Genomic DNA, 16757 nt, shown 5'->3' on the forward strand with positions numbered 1-16757 from the left:
TTGATAGGTGGTTGATAGGTTATAGAAGGTAAATATAAAAATTATCTTTACAGAAATGAACTGCCGAATGTTCCTGAATCATTATTTTTGTATCTAATATGTACACGAGAAGAACCATTTTTTTGCTTGTTATGGCATTTTTTGGGTTAAACTTGTCTGTTTCCGCCCAATTTTATTATCAGGACATTGTTAATACTGCCCGTACCGAGGCAAATATGGCCCTGTTAAAGGAGAATAAGATAGTAGCCCAGGTAGTGCAGAGTTTTGATGAGGATCGCAACAGCGACAATGATTTCCGGTGTACGCGGGAGCTATCACCTAACTTTCGCCAGATCCGCTCTGTAACCGTATCCCGGTCAACCGGCTACTCAGCAATGACCTCCTATTTCAATACGAAAGGGAAGCTGACCAAAACAGTGGACAGTACCAGAAGTATCATTACCACCGTGATCTATATGCGTAATACCAATGACACAAGTGGTAAGATACAGGAAGTATACCTGACCTCATACGAGCCTAAGACCAAGTATAAATTCACAGAGACGCGCCGTTATCAATATGATCAACAGGGTCGTTTATCTCAAATGATTCATTTTCACGGAGATAGAATAGAAGACTCTACAACGGTCTCCTTTACGCTGGACTCTCTCGGACAGGTATCAGAAGAGATTGAAACCGGCAAAGGCGCCAAAGGCCGCCGTATTTACTACAAATACAATGATCAGGGCCTTTTGAGCGATATCGTGCGTTACTCTCCTACCCGTAAAAAGATGCTGCCCGATTATATCTTCGATTATGACGCTAAAAACCGTCTTGGGGCGATGACCACAGTGAACGGAGAAACGGCCACCTACACCATCTGGAGATATACTTATGATGAAAAGGGCCTGCCTATACAGGAAGAGTGTTACGGAAAGAAAAAAGAACTATTGGGAACAGTCCGGTATAAATACCGTAAATACTAAATAAAAACGGCCGCATCGTATCATGATGCGGCCGTTTTTATTTAGTATTGTAATATCTGACCTGACAATTGGTACAATAAAAGGTACGGCGTTTTGTGGTACCTATATAGGCTTTATGGAAAGGAATATCGCAGCGCGGACAGATCTTCTTCGTATGCGCCAGCCAATGTTCCTTTAGTTTGTACTCTTTTTTCCAGTGCAGGAAATCGAAGCTATAATTCACTACCTCTTTTATCAGCTCACGTCTCTTCTTAAGCGGCAGGTCGCCTATTTTAGTCTCGGGGTGTACCCTGATACGGAAAAGGACCTCATTTTTGATAATATTACCGGAACCGGCAAAAATATCCTGATTCAGCAGGGCATCGGCCACCAGCATGTCAGGTATTTCCTTCAGCTTAGCCATCGCTTTTCTGGCATCCCAGGCCTCGTTCATGATATCCCCGCTCCAGTCATAGACTTCATCCAGTGGTTCCTCAATGATCCTGACTGCACAGGTATAGAAATTCAGTTCGCCTTTGGCGAATTGCAGATGTAACGTAGGATTACTGTTCTTTTGCTCATTGATCCTGTAAGTGCCAAACATCAACAGATGAATCCGTACAGTAAACCCTTTAAAACAGATCAGGAAGTGTTTGCCCCAGCTTTTAAAGGCGGTGATTTTTTTATTGCGGAGTCTTTCAAGGTCAATTTTAGCATATCCGCTCACATCAATGACCTCTTTTCCGGTAAAAGACCGGACTTCCTCTTTTAGTATAACAATGGATGGACCTTCTGGCATATGATACTGTTAATACTGAAACAGTATACAAGATCTGCGCCAGCGGATCAATCAGGCATTTCCCTGCTGCAGCGCATACAGATCAAAATGATCATAAAGAGCGGCCAGTCTTTCCAGATGTGCGGTATTATGGGTATCAAAGTTCTCTTTCTGTACCACAAGGATATAGCCACCATCTGCCCGTTTTTCTATCACTTCGAATGGCGCCTGTTTTATCTTCTCCTCTCCCACTGCTTTTACCTGTGCTTCATTCCAATAGTTGAACCAATAGATAGCAGGTGGAATTTCCAGCGGATTAAACAATTCCGGCGAGATAACACGGCCTATACGGGCGGTCAGCTGATCGGGTGTTTCCAATACTATTTCCGGCGTGGAGATCTCTTCATCTATTTCTACTTCACCATAAAAAGAAGCAAAAGAAATCAGTGTTTCAAGATCTGTATCATATACGGCAGCATAGGTCGCCTGATAGGCGTCTATGGCAGCTATAAAGAAGGCATGGAAGGTCTCGTAAGAGAAGTGCCCCTGTGGTTGCAATAATGGTCTGCCACCATTAAAGGTGAATGCGGCAGTATCTTCATGTGTATATTCAAACGGATCCGTATGTACGAGTGAGAACAAAGGGTGTTCTTTATCGGTGAACAGGATCACGTCTTTATCATAATCGCCTTTATTCCAGTATTGCTCCAGATCGGCAAAAGCCTTTTCCAGCGCAGCGGGGGATATATATTCATTATAAACATTCCCGTCATAGACGTATTGCAAGCGGGTGGCTTCACTATGATCATTACAAGTCTGTACAAGGTCAAGAAAACGTGGCAGAGATGCTGCTTCTTTCCGGCGGAACAGTTGTAGTGTGCTTACGTGTAAAGACATTGGGCTACGGGGTTGTTTCTTGTAAATCTAACCAAAAAGTGCATACAAAAAAGAGCGTACAGAAAACTTAACATAGGCATCCGGGGACGCATATATAGCATTGTAAACAGTCTGCTATCTGTGATGAAAAAACGGGGCTGTCTGTACTGTGCTGATAGTACTTATCCTATAGTTAACTTACGTTAGTGCTACGTTTTTATCGTAGCATTAACGTAAGTTGACTATAGTCAGACTATACATTAACCAATAGTTGACCGGATATAGCACAAAAGTGAAGAATGTGTAAAAAGGTGTTTTTTTTAAGCGTCCATTAAGGGGAAAATCGCCATACATTACTGGCTATAATACCAGCTTTTCATGTAACCTGATCAGTGCCTGTGGCAGGTCATTACAGAAGCCCGGGTGTACCTTTCCTGCCTGTACGACCGTGCTGCGTGTGGCCGTCAGCCAGCGGAAGCGGGAAGCCAGATCCAGTTGTCCGATCGGACCAGCCTCTTTGCCACCTTTACAAATGTACTCAAAAGCATTGAGGTAGGATTTCACCTCTTCAATATCTGTTTCGGGGGAAAACGCCCGGAGCCGTTCTTCATTCAGTGTAATGATTGCCTGTAAGAATCTCTGTTGTTTAGAATAGAGAATGACACCGGCATTGAGAAACTCTTCCCGTTCCACTCTCGGCATGACGCGGATTACGGCGTACTCAAATAAGTGTTTTTCTTGCATTTTGCGCTTCATTTACGAATGTTCCGGCATTGGCTATCCGGGTGATTAAAAAACGGGCGTATACCTCTCTGATCTCTTCTGGTGTACCATGATGTGATAAGGTCAGCAGCCATTCGTCAGGTACTACGGCAACGATGGCACGGATCTGTTCTTCCGTCAATATAGCACGGAATGCGGCGTCTACTTTCTCCAGTTCGGCAGCCTGTGGCAGCAGCACATGATCTTTCACCTGTATGAAAGGACGTTTGGCCTGTTCTTCCCAGTTATCCCATGAATGATGGAAATACAGGGAAGCACCATGATCGATCAGCCACAATTCCCTGTGCCACATCAGCATATTGGTATTACGGGGGGTACGGTCTACGTTGGTCAGCAGGCAGTCCAGCCACACGATCTGAGAAGCTGTAAGCGGGTCTATTACAGCTACAGTAGGATCGTAGGTAATAGCACCTGAGAGATAGTGGAGCGCGAGGTTTAAGCCCACACTGGCCTTCAGCAGGTCCTGTATTTCCTCATCCGGTTCTGTGCGGCCGAAGGCAGTATCCAGATTAGCAAATACAATTTCCGGTATCTTCATACCAAGGGTACGGGCGACTTCTCCTCCTATCAGTTCTGCGATCAGGGCTTTGATACCCTGTCCGGCGCCACGAAATTTCAATACGTACAGGAATCCATCATCTGCTTCGGCAATGGCAGGCAGGGAACCGCCTTCACGCAGCGGCGTCACATACCTTGTTACATTGACCGTTCTCAGGTCGGGTTGTTTAATACTCATTGATTCATTATTTATACAAATGGCAACCGGCAGTCATTGATACTGCCGGTTATCAAAGTGGCGTGAAATTAAGCCTATTTAAGATGACGTGCAAGATATGCGGCTGTACGGCTGTTCCGGTCTTTTGCTATGGTAGCCGGCGTTCCGCTGGCCACTACCTGACCACCTTCCTCTCCTGCTCCGGGTCCGATATCGATCACCCAGTCACTGCCGGCCAGTACACGCATATTGTGTTCTACTGCGATAACGGTATTACCGGCATCAACAAGCCGGTTGAGTTGCGACATGAGTTTTTCCACATCAGCGGGGTGTAAACCGGTAGTAGGTTCATCCAGTATATAGAGTGCATTACCACGTCCCATGCGTTGCAGTTCGGTGGCCAGTTTGATACGTTGTGCCTCTCCTCCGGAGAGCTCTGTTGCCGGTTGCCCGAGGCGAAGATATCCCAGACCAACTTCCCGCAATACGTGTAAAGAGTGATGAATCGTGGCCTCATCGCTGAAGAATTCCCACGCATCATTGACTGTCATCTGCAATACATCTGCGATGGATTTCTCCCGGTATTTAATCTCCAGTGTTTTAGCATTATATCTCGATCCTTCGCAAACAGGACAGGGTGCGTATACACTGGGCAGGAACAACAATTCAACCATTACAAATCCTTCTCCGTTGCAGTTTTCACAACGTCCTTTGGCGATGTTAAAGGAGAACCTGCCGGCATCATAACGACGGGCTTTGGCCTGTTTGGTGGAAGCAAAGAGCTTACGTACATGATCAAACAAGCCTGTATAAGTGGCCAGATTAGACCTTGGTGTACGCCCGATGGGTTGCTGATCAACCAGCACCAATCGTTTAACATGCTCCATGCCCCCTGCGATATAGCCTTCCAGTGTGGTGGGTGCTTCCTGTTCCAGCAGATCGGTATTTTCTTCGTCTGTGTTATGCTGCTGACCTAATTTTTCCAGTACCAGCTCCACCAGTGCCTGACTGACCAGACTGGATTTTCCCGAACCGGATATACCAGTGACGGTGGTAAATACGCCCAATGGAAAATCTACTGACAACTGATGCAGGTTATTGCGGGTAATATCTTTCAGTTGCAGCAAAGCCTTGGGTGTACGTGGCTGATGGGCAATACCGGTATTTTCTTCAAACAGGTATTTACGCGTAAGAGATGGAGTAACGTTTGCCAGTCCGGCAGGCGGACCACTATACAGGATTTGTCCGCCGTGCTCACCTGCCGCCGGACCTACATCCACAATCCAGTCGGCATGCCGGATCACATCCAGTTGATGTTCTACCACAAAGAGGGAGTTACCGGCGACTTTTAATCTGTCCAGCGCTTTTAACAACGCCTCTGTATCGGCGGGGTGTAAACCGGCAGAAGGTTCATCCAGTACATACACTACACCAAACAGATTAGAGCGTACCTGTGTAGCCAGCCGGAGACGTTGTAATTCACCCGGAGATAAAGTGGGTGTACTACGTTCCAGTGTAAGATATCCTAAACCCAGCTCCATCAATACTTCCAGCCGGGCTGCCAGATCTACGACAATACGTTGTGTTACGATTGCTTTTTCCGGGTGATCATGATCAGCACTCAGGGGAGTTTTGCTGGTTGCATAGGGTTTCACGGTATTATACAGACGCGCTAGTGGCAGTCTTGACATTTCGGTAATATCGAGACCTGCAAACTTTACGGAGAGCGATTCTTTCCGCAGGCGTTTACCATCACATGTAGGGCATGCAGTGCTCAGCATATATTGCGTGACACGCTTTTTCATCATGGCGCTTTGCGTATTGGCGAAGGTGTGCATCACATAGCGTTTTGCGCTCATGAAGGTGCCCATATAATTCGGCTCTTCTTTCCTTTTAAGCGCACGTTTCACCTCTTCGGGCGAATATCCCGGGTAAACAGGCACTACAGGCTGATCATCCGTAAATAAAATCCAGTTACGGTCTTTTTTGGATAAATCTTTCCATGGGGTATCCACATCATAACCGAGGGTGGTCAGGATATCCCGGAGGTTCTGTCCCTGCCATGCAGTAGGCCAGGCAGCGACTGCCCTTTCCCGGATGGTGAGTGTATTATCAGGGACCATGGATTGTTCTGTCACGTCATAGATGCGACCCAGACCATGACATTGCGGACAGGCTCCTTCGGCCGTATTGGGAGAAAAAGCTTCTGCGTAGATAATAGGTTGTCCGGCGGGATAATCTCCCGCACGGGAATACAACATACGCAGCAGATTGGATAATGTGGTTACACTACCTACCGAAGAGCGGGTGGTGGGTGTACCCCGTTGTTGTTGCAGGGCGACTGCCGGTGGCAAACCGTCAATTTCATCTACTTCCGGAACGGGCATCTGGTGGAAGAGCCGGCGGGCGTATGGAGAAACTGATTCCAGATAACGACGCTGGGCTTCTGCATACAAGGTACCGAAGGCCAGTGAGGACTTTCCGGAACCGGATACACCAGTAAACACAACGAGGGCATCACGGGGATCTGCAGGTCTACATTTTTGAGATTATGTTCCCTTGCACCTCTTACCTGAACAAAACCACTCATTGAAGAGCGGTCAGGCTGTAAAGATTTATCTGACATGCCTGAACCGCACAAAGATTATGCCCTGTACAGAATGTCAGGTTACTTCTGGAAGCGGGTTTTAAGGTAATCGTAGATCTGTTTTTCTTCGGTGCTTTCTCCTTTGTAGAGCTGAATATATCGTTTGTAATAGCGGGTAGCCATGGCTTCATTTTTCAGGTGTGCATCATAGATACGACCAATACTGTACTGTTTCAGGGGTTGGTGGAACATATAATAAGCCGTATCCAGACTGGCAATAGCGGGTTTATATTGTTTCATTGCCTCATAGTTGATGGACATGCCGGTGTAGTAGTTATCCAGACTGGCAGATTTTGCCATGTCGATACAGGTCTGTAAGAGATCATTGCTTTCCTGATATTTGCCCAGCTGCGTATAAGACATAGCAGCATAATACATGATATTTTCCGAACTGGACATGCGGAGGGCGAGGTAATCATGTACGGCGATACAGTCTTTAAACCGGTTAAGATTGAATGCAGCAGCGGCTACATAAAGAAATGCGTTGGGAGAGGCGATATTGAGTGTTTTCAATTTATCCCCCATTATGACGGTTCGTTTATAATCTTTTAAAAGGAAAGAAACCCGGGCACCTGTCATCAGTATGACAGCACTGCCGGAATCTTTAACGAGGTAGGTATTGATAAGCGTATCAGCCATACCGGTGCGTTTCCTGTCGATCCATTCTTCTGCAAGTCTGGATACCACTCTTGCATCCGCAGGATTGAGCTCATAGGCCCGTGTCAGCCATACAAATGCAGAGTCAGACTGTCTGGCAGTAAACCCTGCCATTCCCAGTTGTTTCCATGCCGCTGCATGTTGCGGACGTAACTGAACGATCCTTTTATAATGCTCAATGGCAGAAAAGGGTTGTTCCTGTTGCATGCGCATAGTCGCCATATACTGATGGGCGGTAATATGATTACTATCCAGTTGTAATACGCGCTGATACTGGTTAACCGCATCAGATAACTTTCCTGCCTGATAGTAGGTATAGGCCAGCAGGGAGACGTGTTGTACATTATTACTGTCGATGTTGGGTTGAAGGTAGGCAATGGCTTCATCGTACTGTAAGTCCTGCAGGTATTCCATCACGCGGTTCCTGTCAATGGTGGTTTGTGCCGTCAGCCGGACTGTCATCACACATAGAAAAAGCAGGCATAGTATAGACTTCAGATGATTCATCTTTATAGCATTTAAGCTTAAAACTAAATATTTAGTTTTAAAAAGAAAAATTTAGTTGATAGTATTAACAGGAGGGCAGATTGGGTAAATGGGGCAATAAAATGGCGGTTTTATGAACTTAGGGAAAGGAGGCCGGGAGGTAGAGGTCTGAAGTGTTACACGGCAGATAGCAGGGCGAAGGCGTTCACAGCAATAATGTTGCGTATTGCCGTGATCCATAAAGTGTGGAGATTTTGCATACAATGTAATTGTCCGTCATACTGGCGAACGGTGCCAAATTAAATTATTATTGGGCTGAGGCAACCAAAGGAGCCGGATATCCGTATTAATAGAATAGAAGGCCCCAAAGAAATCAATAAAAACTCACGTATATGAAGAGCAGCAGCTGGATACCCGCTTTGTTTTTTGTGCATGTGTCATGTCATGCAGCAATAATGATGATAACAATCCAACGCCTTCAATTAATCCGGATGCGCCTACAACGGGCACCTGGCGTGTAACATTATTTACCGACAGCGATAAAGATGAAACCAGTGATTTCAGTGGTTATGTATTCACATTTGACAGTAATGGAACGGCTATAGCCACTAAAGGAGGGACAGGCAAAAATGGCAGTTGGAGTGTCAGTAGCAGTTCGAAAAAATTTAACTTAAATTTTGGAGTGAAATCAGACGCCAATAAACCCCTCGGCGAACTCACAGATGACTGGGAAATTATTTCCGTGAGTGCCACTGAAATCAAGCTGAAGGACGATAATGACGACAGCGGAGAATATCTGACCTTTAATCAGAATTAAAAATAAGATGCCCTATTCCTATCCGGGAACAGGCTATCTGTAAAAACAGTAGCCTGTTTTTGTATGTATGGACTAATTTTTGGAGTATCCACAAAAAACCCAAAATTTTATGCATATTATATTAGGCGCGTCAGGACGGGTCGGTTCTGGCATAGTATCCCATCTTATCCAACGCAGAGAATCCGTTAAAGGTATTATCAGAGATGAAAAGAAAGCCCCTCAACTGAAAGCACTCGGCGCAGATGTAGCCATAGCTGACGCCAATGATCTTCCCGCACTGGTAAAAGCGTTTCAGGATGGCAGCACCCTGTTTGCCATTACTCCGGAGACACATCATGAACGCAATGTGATCGGCGAAACCATCGACATTCTTGATAATTACAGAAAGGCGCTGGCTAACTCTCCTATCAAGAGACTTGTAGGTCTTTCCTCAATTGGCGCGCAGTATGAGACAGGAACCGGTAATCTGGTAATGTCCTATTTACTGGAACATGCTTTTACGGCTATGCCTGTCAAACAGACATTTGTACGTCCTTCTTATTATTTCAGTAACTGGATGATGTACCTGGAATCAGTACAGGAGAAAGGTATTCTGCCAACATTCTTCCCGGTAGATCTTGCGCTTCCGATGGTATCACCTGATGAAGTGGCCGCATTTGTTGCCAATGTTATACAAAAAGAGGACGAGGATGGGAAAATCTACGAACTCACTGGTCCTGCTATGTACAGCAGCAACGATGTGGCAGCCGCATTTTCTGCTGCATTGGGCAAGGAAGTAAAGGCAGTACAGATCCGCAGAGAAGAATGGGAAAGTACCTTACATGGTATTGGATTTACACCGGATGCTATCAGAAACTTTGTTGAAATGACACAGGCTGTCATCTCCGGTAAGGCAGCACCTGAAAAGCAAGGTACCGTGCAGGTTGAACTGAAGACGACTCTGGACAATTACATAAAAGAACATATCCCGGCACAGGAAATTGCAATTGAAACCGCAACTGTGGCTCCCGTTACGAAGACTACTAAAACAAGAAAGAAAACAGCTGGCAAAAAAGCTGCAGCCTGATAAGCACAACGTTCTTTCTCCGTAGCCAACCAACTCTCACAGTCTCCATCTGTATGCATGTAAAACGCCTGTGCTAGCGGGTAAAGGGGGTGTCATGTCCCTTGTATTTCCATCAGCTTAGAATGAGGATATTATTACACGCTTTCTCTTGTCAGGAGCGGTTAAAGCCATTGCGCATCGTTACAAAAAATACAAAGTAGTTGGTATTTTTGAAAGGATGCGTAATGCTTACTTTTAGCGAATCTTTATCGTCCGCACACCACATGGACGCCATTATTCCACCATTAATCCCACGATATGAAGAAGCATTCCTCAAAACATGCAAAGCGTATACTCAACTGTATCCCTTCAAAAGCAGTCGAGAATGACTGGGGCCTGGCTGCTGCAGTAGCCGCCAATATCGCAACTGCCAGAAAAAGTCTTCCTAAGCAGATTGACCTGCGGGAGAAATGGTGGCATATTAATGACCAGAAAGATACAGGATCCTGTGTGGGTTGGGCTACTGCGGATGGTTTGTTACGCTGGCATTTCGTCAAACATGGTCTGATCATTCCAAAGCAGCTATTGTCTGTTCGCTTTATCTGGATGGCGGCCAAGGAAACGGATGAATTCACAGATACACCAAGCACTTTTATAGAGTCAACCGGTACTAGTCTGAAGGCCGCACTGGATATCGCCAGAAAATACGGTTGTGTTACAGACGAAGTACTGCCTTTTGATTCCGCCCGTTTGAGTCATCTGGATGAAAAAGCCTTCTTTGCTACCGCATCTGTCATGAAAATCGCCAACTATTTTAACCTCAGAAGAAATGCCGATCCGATACAATCATGGAAACAGTGGATTGCGAATGGTAATGGTCCTATTCTCGTAAGGCTCGATGTGGATGACACGTGGATGAATGCAACAGCGACCAAAGGCAAACTGGATGCCTATGATGTTGATTCTGCTGACGGCGGGCATGCCGTCTGCATAGTGGGCTATACCCCTGATCGTATTATCATCAGAAATAGCTGGGGAGATAAAACCTGGGGAGATAAAGGGTTTGCTTATGCTTCTTATGAGTATGCCAAAGCAGCATTTACAGAAGCATATGGTGTGACGCTTAGTTCGGGGCTTAAAAAGAAAGATGCATTTGCACCGGTAAAAAAAGGTGTGGGTATGGAGCAGGTAGATACCTCGCTGGCGTTGAGAAATCAGCCTGTATTGATATCAGCAGATGAAAAAGTAGTTATTACAGGTGGTCATGGCGTAGGTAACGGCTGATATCACATTTTATCTTTCTTTCGCTGTTGTTCGTCTATTTCCCCTTCTACCGGATCATCTTTCAGCAGTTTTCTCCTGTCTTTGCGGTTCCGGATAATGACGAATGCGATCAACGCAATAGCAAAGAGGATGACAATAAACACCTGAGTGACGTTAATGTGCTGCATAAGCGGGTAACAGTTGTATGAAACAAGATAGCTGATAAACCGCTGACGGCAACATTATGCTTATATGACCAACTGCAGGCTTTGCTATTGGTTTATTCCCTGTCTCCTATGTGAAATGAGCTGCTATGATGTAACTTCATAACAGACCCTCATTAATACCTTATGCCATGTATTCATTCATTGTCAGCCTTTGTTGCCTGCTAAGCTGCTCCGCTTTTGCACAAACATCTACAGATACCCTTCATGAACAACAAATGAACAAGATCTTTCACGAAGAGGTCATTCCTTATCTGAATACCTGCGACAGCACACCTGACTGGAGCACATTCGGCAAACGACTGATCAGTCTCTACGGAGATACCGGTGAGGAGGTGTTATTGCTTAGTCAGACGATATACAGTATGCAGCAGGATGACTGGACCAATTTTTCCACGGCCATCATCCCTTATGCGAAGAAATACGGTCCCGGTATCCCGGCTAAGCAACGATATGCTTTTAGCGATTATATGAGCCGGAATGCGCAGTTATTATATAAGTCCGGTCAGAAGGAACAGGGGATCCGCTGGCAGATCCTTGCGCTTCCTCTCGCCAGAGAGACAGATCATAAGACGATGTTGGAGACGATTGAAAGGATGAAAAAAGGGGATTAAAACAGTACACTGACAAGATGTACATTTCCACTAAAAAAATGACAGTAATACTGAAAAAAATTCAGTAAAAACGCCGCTGGCATTGCGTTTGAAGTTCTCCTGTACAAAGGTTGGCCAACCCTGATTTAAGTTTAATACTATTATTTGTTAACTTATTAAAAGGAGGTTAATTATGTCACTCGTTAAAAAAACTGCAAACACTTTTCCGGCGTTCCCATCTCTGTTTGACGACTTTTTCAGCCGTGAATTCTTTAACTGGGGTAACAACAATTTTTCATCTACCAGCACCACTGTGCCATCTGTGAACATCAAGGAGACTGCGGATAGTTACGAAGTGGAAGTAGCTGCTCCCGGTATGGACAAAAAAGATTTCAATATTACGCTTGACGGCAATACCCTCACTATTTCCTCTGCCAGGCAGCAGACACAGGAGAAAAAAGAAGCAACTTATACCAGACGCGAATTTAGTTACCAATCTTTTCAACGCAGTTTCGAGTTGCCGAAGAACGTGGTGGATGAGGATAAAATAAATGCCCGCTATGACAATGGCTTATTACATCTGGTCATCCCCAAACGCGAAGATGCCAAACAAAAAGCGCCAAGAATGATTGAAATCGGGTAGGGTCAGGTAAACATGGGTTATAGCTTTCAGGCTGTCCGCTATACAGCGGATAGCCTTTTGTCTGCAAACCTATCATTACTTTAAAAATAAATTCAAAAAAAAAGGACAACTATTTGGTTAATTAGAAACAATCGTTATCTTTGCAATCCCAACGAAAAAACAACGGGTTCTTTTGAAGGGATAAGTTCTTAGAATAAGCGGAAGTAGCTCATTTGGTAGAGCACGACCTTGCCAAGGTCGGGGTGGCCGGTTCGAGCCCGGTCTTCCGCTCAGTACAAGATTTCCAAATTGCTGAGCAGTTTGGATTTTTTGTTTACAGGATACCTAGGTGGTGGAATTGGTAGACACGCCGGACTTAAAATCCTGTGAGCCGCAACGCTCGTACGGGTTCAACTCCCGTCCTGGGTACGAATTATAAAAGCCTTTCAAGTGTGAACTTGGAAGGCTTTTTTGTTTTAGTATCGTTCAAGATTGCTTACTTTTCAATTTGTGGAACAGTGTCCCATAAATTGAAATTTACTATACTATCAATTTAGTCGTAATTTCTTTTCCAACGATTCAAACAGCTCACGATGTTTATCGGGATTTTTCTCTTTGAGACTTTGTAAATTCTGTAGTTTCCAACGGATTGCCGGAAACTTCTCAAAGTTATAAATACTCCAATCTGGAGTTGCATTTTTGATGCTTAATAGAAATTTCTTATCACCTTCCGTTAGGTTACTATGTATGGTTTGAACTAAATTTTCGCGTATGCTTTCATACTCCTCATAACCGAATGCGTCAACTGTCATTCCTGTAAATTGATTATCCATTGTTGCCCGATGATCTTGAAAATTAGGAACAATGATTTCATTGATCGGTCTATCACTACAAAGTAAGTAGTGTAGAAAGCCTTCTTTTATTTCTTCAGTGAAACCTTCCATTTCCAGCAAATATTTCACATCAAATAGATCCCGGGGATGTTGTCTATCCAGGGCAGCAATAATTTTACCGCCGAAAAGCTGTCCATTTGTAACAACAGGCATAACACAAAAGACTTCAAATTCATTCTGAGCTTTTTCACATAATTCCATTACCCTTGGAGCTGCTAAAGCACCACGATTAACCAAATTGACTTCCAGCTTTATATCAACTTTGTGCGCTGATATCTGGAGTTTAGCTGCATCCCGCCGATGGGTCACTCTAACACCAGGGATAACTTTTTCAATGTTTGCCCTTATCCTTTCCAAGGCATCTTCAATACTTTTTAGTGAGGCCGCTCTATCTTCAATCGGTAAATAAGTCAGATCAATATCAACGGACAAACGAGGCATATTCCGCACAAAAAGATTGATCGCTGTGCCACCATGAAGGGCAAAGCATTGCTCCTTTGCCACTTCTGGCAATACTGACAATAAAAGCGATACCTGCTTTTTATATATTTCTTCCATGTTGCTTCAACTCCGGGGGGACTGTGATTTTGTATTTATCGATGTAAACCCCATTACTGACAATGCTGCGTTTGCCAGAGCCTAGCTTAATATGGTCTAAGTTCAAATAATTAAACCAGCTATGACCCGCTTTTTCGGCCATGTAAAGGAACAATCGATTTACTTTGATTGAATTACAATTCTCAAGCAAAGTTTGAACTTGCTTGGGAGGAAGGTTATTCAGTCCTTCCATTAGTTCGAAGCATTCAATGAGTTCTTGGTTTTGGGGAGCCAAATATAAGCATTCCAGCATTGCGCGGACGGCACCTGATATTTTTATGGAGAAGTTTTTTGTCTCGATTTCCATAAGCCCTAAGTCGGGAGGTAAAAAAGATGTTTCATGATAATCAATATGATAATCCCACTCATATTGTTTAAACCATGCAGGAAGATTGTCTTTTGTGGAACCAAATAAGATGATTCGTTTTGTAGCCAATTCTAAATAATGAGCCTTGCCTAAAAGAGATAAGGCTGTCCGGCCTCCTGGATGAATAAACGAACCAGTTTGTTGTTGTAATGCATATATGGCACCTTCGTATGTGACTTGCTCACCCATACGGATAAAAGCGCCTGTGCCGATTGGCTTTAGCCATTTACTCTTCTTGTAACGCTGCTGCAAGTCATGGCTATATCCCTCTTTTACAAGCCACGAAGACTGAAGAACAACCCCTGATGGTTGCAGCAAGGCCAATCGGTTTATTTTCCTTTCAATTTCCGTACTCATAGTACTAATATAGGATATTATCTAAACCAAAGCAATAAGAAAGTTTATTAAATATTAAATTTTAGTACTGATAGTACGACAATAATATATTTTTAAACCAACTAAATAAGATGACACTTTAAGCCGCAATGGGCATATTAGAACTATTCACTGAAAACCATTAAATCCTGTAACAACTGATTCGCTAATTCTCCCGTCCTGGGTACAAAAAGAGCAGACGCTCCGAAATTAGATTTGTTGAATCAATATAAACTTACGTATCTTAAAGTCCTCAAACTAACCATTACACCACGTAAATAATCAGTTTAATCCCTTTATTTTTTAATCTCAAAAACCATCACCGTGAGACCAATCACCACAAACAGCAATCAGGCTGCGAATCCCAATGCGCAAACTGCAGTTAAACTTTGTACACCGCTTCTGCCGCTGATCCGGTTTCTGACATCGAAAAGGTATTGCCAGGCTGGAAAATCGTCTGGAATGGCATTCAGACGAATGACGCTAACTACGCATTTATTGCTGTAGACCCCACAGGAAAAAATTTCGGACTCGCTTTCAGAGGCTCAGTTCCTCCCTTCGGTAGCTTCAGCGACTGGGACGTTTTTGCTAACTGGGTGCTGGAAGACCTTGATGTGGCAGTACTACGCAACTGGCCTTATGCACAAAACACAGGGGCACGTATCAGTGAAGGAGCGCACATTGCCTTCGGAAATATCATGCAAATGCAGGACTCACTGGGATCAGGTAAATCTATCGTTGACTTTTAGTAAGTGATAGTGTACCCAGAGGTTCGAACCTCACCATCACAGGCCATAGTCTGGGCGGTAATATGGCGAATGTATTTACATCATTTTTCTTATCACTTGGACAGCGGCTTCTGCCTTCAAGCAACATTTCCCTTTACACCTTTGCAGCACCTGCTGCCGGAAACAGCGCATTTGCCATAGCCCTTGACCGTAAGCTGCCTAATGCGTGGCATTACCACAACGCAAATGATCTGGTTCCTGATTTCCCAACATTTGACGGACTGGTTTACTCAAGTCTGCTGTATAATCCTTCACCGTCTGCAGGCGCAATCACAACTACTTATAAAGGGCATACGGTTAGTCTGCGGAGGCCTTCCTCGTGCTGGCAGGTGTATTTAATCTGTACGATTATCAGCAACCTACTAATAACTACACGATCTTTGGCACAGAATTGTATCCTAAATATAAAGACAACACTATTGGCAATTGGTTTATGCAGGCAGGTGCTCAACACCAGATCAACAATTACGCTAATTATCTCGGTGTACAACTGCCAACAATAGCGCTTGCAGTACCAGTGATGCAATCAGTGTAAATTTACAAATCCTGAACAGATTGGGTTAAATAATCAACCTGTATGTGTATATTTAAGAGCCTTTCAGTTGTAAACCTGAAAGGCTTTTTGTTTGTAATCCCGATAGTATATAACCATACAATTCCCCCTCCCGAAACAATAACAATTTCATCCTATCCAAAGGCTTCACCGTCATACAAACAGACAGACCAGCCATGCTGCTGGCCTATCTTCAGAAAAAAGGATTACACAGATAAGTACTGTCATACCTGATATACGCAAAAATGGCTGACTTACAGGTCAGCCATTTTCACTTTTGATGAGATAAAATATTTTGTCTAAAAAAAAATGTATGTGGTGTGTAATCCATTCTTTAATGTCATTGTAATGAATACTCAATACGCCATATCTTACGATTTTATCCAGCAGCGTTTCCGCTTTTTCTATCCGGTTCATGAATGTAATCCCATTTCTTCTAAACAAAATATTAGTCGTAGCTACTCAGCTTACTTCCGAACTGCTTCGCCAATGAGCATAGTATAGCCATTAGCGTTTTTAGTAACGAACGCATCGATTAATTTTTAGTTGTTGAAATACATATTGTTTTAGGTTGTGTTAAAATGTAAGCGCGCATCACCATACATGCGCAGGCAACGTAAGAGATATAAACGAAGTAAATCAGCGAAGAGAAGACCAAAAGTGTAGGTAATTCTGACAACAATACATGACCGGAAGATGCGGCCTGAAAGAATGGTAGATTGATTGTGAAACAC

Annotated in this window: 16 protein-coding genes, 2 tRNA genes and 2 pseudogenes; 11 read left to right on the forward strand and 9 right to left on the reverse strand. The window is 44.0% G+C overall.

Annotated features, from left to right (window positions below; genetic code table 11):
* Window positions 1–215 precede the first annotated feature (215 nt).
* A complete protein-coding gene (locus FEF09_RS13800) occupies window positions 216–965 on the forward strand; it encodes a hypothetical protein (RefSeq protein ID WP_222596966.1) in 750 nt (249 codons plus the stop codon).
* A 37-nt stretch (window positions 966–1002) separates the two neighbouring features.
* Here FEF09_RS13800 and FEF09_RS13805 read toward each other — a convergent pair whose 3' ends face one another.
* From FEF09_RS13805 to FEF09_RS13830, 6 genes and pseudogenes are all read right to left on the reverse strand, one after another.
* Complete coding sequence (locus FEF09_RS13805; RefSeq protein ID WP_146305661.1) at window positions 1003–1743, reverse strand: DNA-formamidopyrimidine glycosylase family protein; 741 nt, start codon at window positions 1741–1743, stop codon at window positions 1003–1005.
* 51 nt (window positions 1744–1794) lie between these two features.
* Window positions 1795–2619 carry a DUF5953 family protein gene (locus FEF09_RS13810; protein ID WP_146305662.1) on the reverse strand — a complete coding sequence of 275 codons (825 nt, stop codon included), beginning with the start codon at window positions 2617–2619 and terminating at the stop codon, window positions 1795–1797.
* Window positions 2620–2958: 339 nt separating this feature from the next.
* Entirely contained in the window at window positions 2959–3342 is a 384-nt protein-coding gene (locus FEF09_RS13815) for a DUF3037 domain-containing protein (RefSeq protein ID WP_146305663.1), read from the reverse strand.
* Entirely contained in the window at window positions 3320–4117 is a 798-nt protein-coding gene (locus FEF09_RS13820; RefSeq protein WP_146305664.1) for a HipA family kinase, read from the reverse strand. Before FEF09_RS13820 ends, FEF09_RS13815 begins: the two co-directional genes overlap by 23 nt.
* Before the next feature lie 74 nt (window positions 4118–4191).
* Window positions 4192–6722 (reverse strand): annotated as a pseudogene (gene uvrA / locus FEF09_RS13825) (excinuclease ABC subunit UvrA).
* A 42-nt stretch (window positions 6723–6764) separates the two neighbouring features.
* Window positions 6765–7907 (reverse strand): tetratricopeptide repeat protein, encoded by a 1143-nt coding sequence (locus FEF09_RS13830; RefSeq protein WP_146305665.1) that lies wholly within the window; start codon window positions 7905–7907, stop codon window positions 6765–6767.
* Window positions 7908–8325: 418 nt separating this feature from the next.
* Here FEF09_RS13830 and FEF09_RS13835 point away from each other — a divergent pair, with 418 nt between their 5' ends.
* The 3 genes from FEF09_RS13835 to FEF09_RS13845 all read left to right on the forward strand — a co-directional run bounded on the left by FEF09_RS13835 (window position 8326) and on the right by FEF09_RS13845 (window position 11032).
* A complete protein-coding gene (locus FEF09_RS13835) occupies window positions 8326–8703 on the forward strand; it encodes a lipocalin family protein (RefSeq protein WP_146305666.1) in 378 nt (125 codons plus the stop codon).
* Between the two features lie 109 nt (window positions 8704–8812).
* A complete protein-coding gene (locus FEF09_RS13840) occupies window positions 8813–9769 on the forward strand; it encodes an NmrA family NAD(P)-binding protein (protein WP_146305667.1) in 957 nt (318 codons plus the stop codon).
* 297 nt (window positions 9770–10066) lie between these two features.
* Window positions 10067–11032, forward strand: a complete 966-nt coding sequence (locus FEF09_RS13845; RefSeq protein ID WP_146305668.1) for a C1 family peptidase — start codon at window positions 10067–10069, stop codon at window positions 11030–11032.
* A 2-nt stretch (window positions 11033–11034) separates the two neighbouring features.
* Here FEF09_RS13845 and FEF09_RS30740 read toward each other — a convergent pair whose 3' ends face one another.
* Window positions 11035–11199 carry a hypothetical protein gene (locus tag FEF09_RS30740; protein ID WP_186774337.1) on the reverse strand — a complete coding sequence of 55 codons (165 nt, stop codon included), beginning with the start codon at window positions 11197–11199 and terminating at the stop codon, window positions 11035–11037.
* A 167-nt stretch (window positions 11200–11366) separates the two neighbouring features.
* Between FEF09_RS30740 and FEF09_RS13850 the strand changes: the two genes are divergently transcribed.
* The 4 genes from FEF09_RS13850 (at window position 11367) to FEF09_RS13865 (ending at window position 12879) form a co-directional block, all read left to right on the forward strand.
* Window positions 11367–11849, forward strand: coding sequence for a hypothetical protein (locus FEF09_RS13850; RefSeq protein WP_146305669.1), 483 nt, complete (start codon window positions 11367–11369; stop codon window positions 11847–11849).
* A gap of 172 nt (window positions 11850–12021) precedes the next feature.
* On the forward strand, window positions 12022–12471 hold the full coding sequence (locus FEF09_RS13855) for an Hsp20/alpha crystallin family protein (RefSeq protein ID WP_146305670.1): 450 nt from the start codon (window positions 12022–12024) through the stop codon (window positions 12469–12471).
* Window positions 12472–12668: 197 nt separating this feature from the next.
* Window positions 12669–12741: transfer RNA gene (locus FEF09_RS13860), tRNA-Gly, on the forward strand.
* Between the two features lie 52 nt (window positions 12742–12793).
* Window positions 12794–12879 (forward strand) — tRNA-Leu (locus tag FEF09_RS13865).
* A 119-nt stretch (window positions 12880–12998) separates the two neighbouring features.
* Here the strand turns inward: FEF09_RS13865 and FEF09_RS13870 are convergent.
* Window positions 12999–13901, reverse strand: a complete 903-nt coding sequence (locus FEF09_RS13870; RefSeq protein ID WP_146305671.1) for a nucleotidyl transferase AbiEii/AbiGii toxin family protein — start codon at window positions 13899–13901, stop codon at window positions 12999–13001.
* Complete coding sequence (locus FEF09_RS13875; RefSeq protein ID WP_146305672.1) at window positions 13885–14664, reverse strand: type IV toxin-antitoxin system AbiEi family antitoxin; 780 nt, start codon at window positions 14662–14664, stop codon at window positions 13885–13887. The genes FEF09_RS13870 and FEF09_RS13875 overlap by 17 nt, the downstream gene beginning before the upstream one ends.
* Window positions 14665–15071: 407 nt before the next feature.
* On the opposite strand from FEF09_RS13875, the gene FEF09_RS13880 reads away from it, so the two are divergent.
* The 3 genes and pseudogenes from FEF09_RS13880 to FEF09_RS32990 all read left to right on the forward strand — a co-directional run bounded on the left by FEF09_RS13880 (window position 15072) and on the right by FEF09_RS32990 (window position 16005).
* Window positions 15072–15431, forward strand: a complete 360-nt coding sequence (locus FEF09_RS13880) for a hypothetical protein (RefSeq protein ID WP_146305673.1) — start codon at window positions 15072–15074, stop codon at window positions 15429–15431.
* Between the two features lie 35 nt (window positions 15432–15466).
* Window positions 15467–15673, forward strand: a pseudogene (locus FEF09_RS34765) (lipase family protein); the annotation flags it as partial.
* A gap of 116 nt (window positions 15674–15789) precedes the next feature.
* Window positions 15790–16005 (forward strand): hypothetical protein, encoded by a 216-nt coding sequence (locus FEF09_RS32990; protein WP_261387478.1) that lies wholly within the window; start codon window positions 15790–15792, stop codon window positions 16003–16005.
* Window positions 16006–16757 lie beyond the last annotated feature (752 nt).

The sequence above is a fragment of the Chitinophaga pinensis genome, assembly GCF_007896845.1.
Classification (GTDB): Bacteria; Bacteroidota; Bacteroidia; order Chitinophagales; family Chitinophagaceae; genus Chitinophaga; species Chitinophaga pinensis_C.

What these genes read in the sequence shown, in the direction of transcription:
- FEF09_RS13800 (WP_222596966.1), top strand. Translation starts at nt 216, where the DNA reads ATGGCCCTGTTAAAGGAGAATAAGATAGTAGCCCAGGTAGTGCAGAGT.
- FEF09_RS13805 (WP_146305661.1), bottom strand. Translation starts at nt 1,743, where the DNA reads ATGCCAGAAGGTCCATCCATTGTTATACTAAAAGAGGAAGTCCGGTCT.
- FEF09_RS13810 (WP_146305662.1), bottom strand. Translation starts at nt 2,619, where the DNA reads ATGTCTTTACACGTAAGCACACTACAACTGTTCCGCCGGAAAGAAGCA.
- FEF09_RS13815 (WP_146305663.1), bottom strand. Translation starts at nt 3,342, where the DNA reads ATGCAAGAAAAACACTTATTTGAGTACGCCGTAATCCGCGTCATGCCG.
- FEF09_RS13820 (WP_146305664.1), bottom strand. Translation starts at nt 4,117, where the DNA reads ATGAGTATTAAACAACCCGACCTGAGAACGGTCAATGTAACAAGGTAT.
- FEF09_RS13830 (WP_146305665.1), bottom strand. Translation starts at nt 7,907, where the DNA reads ATGAATCATCTGAAGTCTATACTATGCCTGCTTTTTCTATGTGTGATG.
- FEF09_RS13835 (WP_146305666.1), top strand. Translation starts at nt 8,326, where the DNA reads ATGTCATGCAGCAATAATGATGATAACAATCCAACGCCTTCAATTAAT.
- FEF09_RS13840 (WP_146305667.1), top strand. Translation starts at nt 8,813, where the DNA reads ATGCATATTATATTAGGCGCGTCAGGACGGGTCGGTTCTGGCATAGTA.
- FEF09_RS13845 (WP_146305668.1), top strand. Translation starts at nt 10,067, where the DNA reads ATGAAGAAGCATTCCTCAAAACATGCAAAGCGTATACTCAACTGTATC.
- FEF09_RS30740 (WP_186774337.1), bottom strand. Translation starts at nt 11,199, where the DNA reads ATGCAGCACATTAACGTCACTCAGGTGTTTATTGTCATCCTCTTTGCT.
- FEF09_RS13850 (WP_146305669.1), top strand. Translation starts at nt 11,367, where the DNA reads ATGTATTCATTCATTGTCAGCCTTTGTTGCCTGCTAAGCTGCTCCGCT.
- FEF09_RS13855 (WP_146305670.1), top strand. Translation starts at nt 12,022, where the DNA reads ATGTCACTCGTTAAAAAAACTGCAAACACTTTTCCGGCGTTCCCATCT.
- FEF09_RS13870 (WP_146305671.1), bottom strand. Translation starts at nt 13,901, where the DNA reads ATGGAAGAAATATATAAAAAGCAGGTATCGCTTTTATTGTCAGTATTG.
- FEF09_RS13875 (WP_146305672.1), bottom strand. Translation starts at nt 14,664, where the DNA reads ATGAGTACGGAAATTGAAAGGAAAATAAACCGATTGGCCTTGCTGCAA.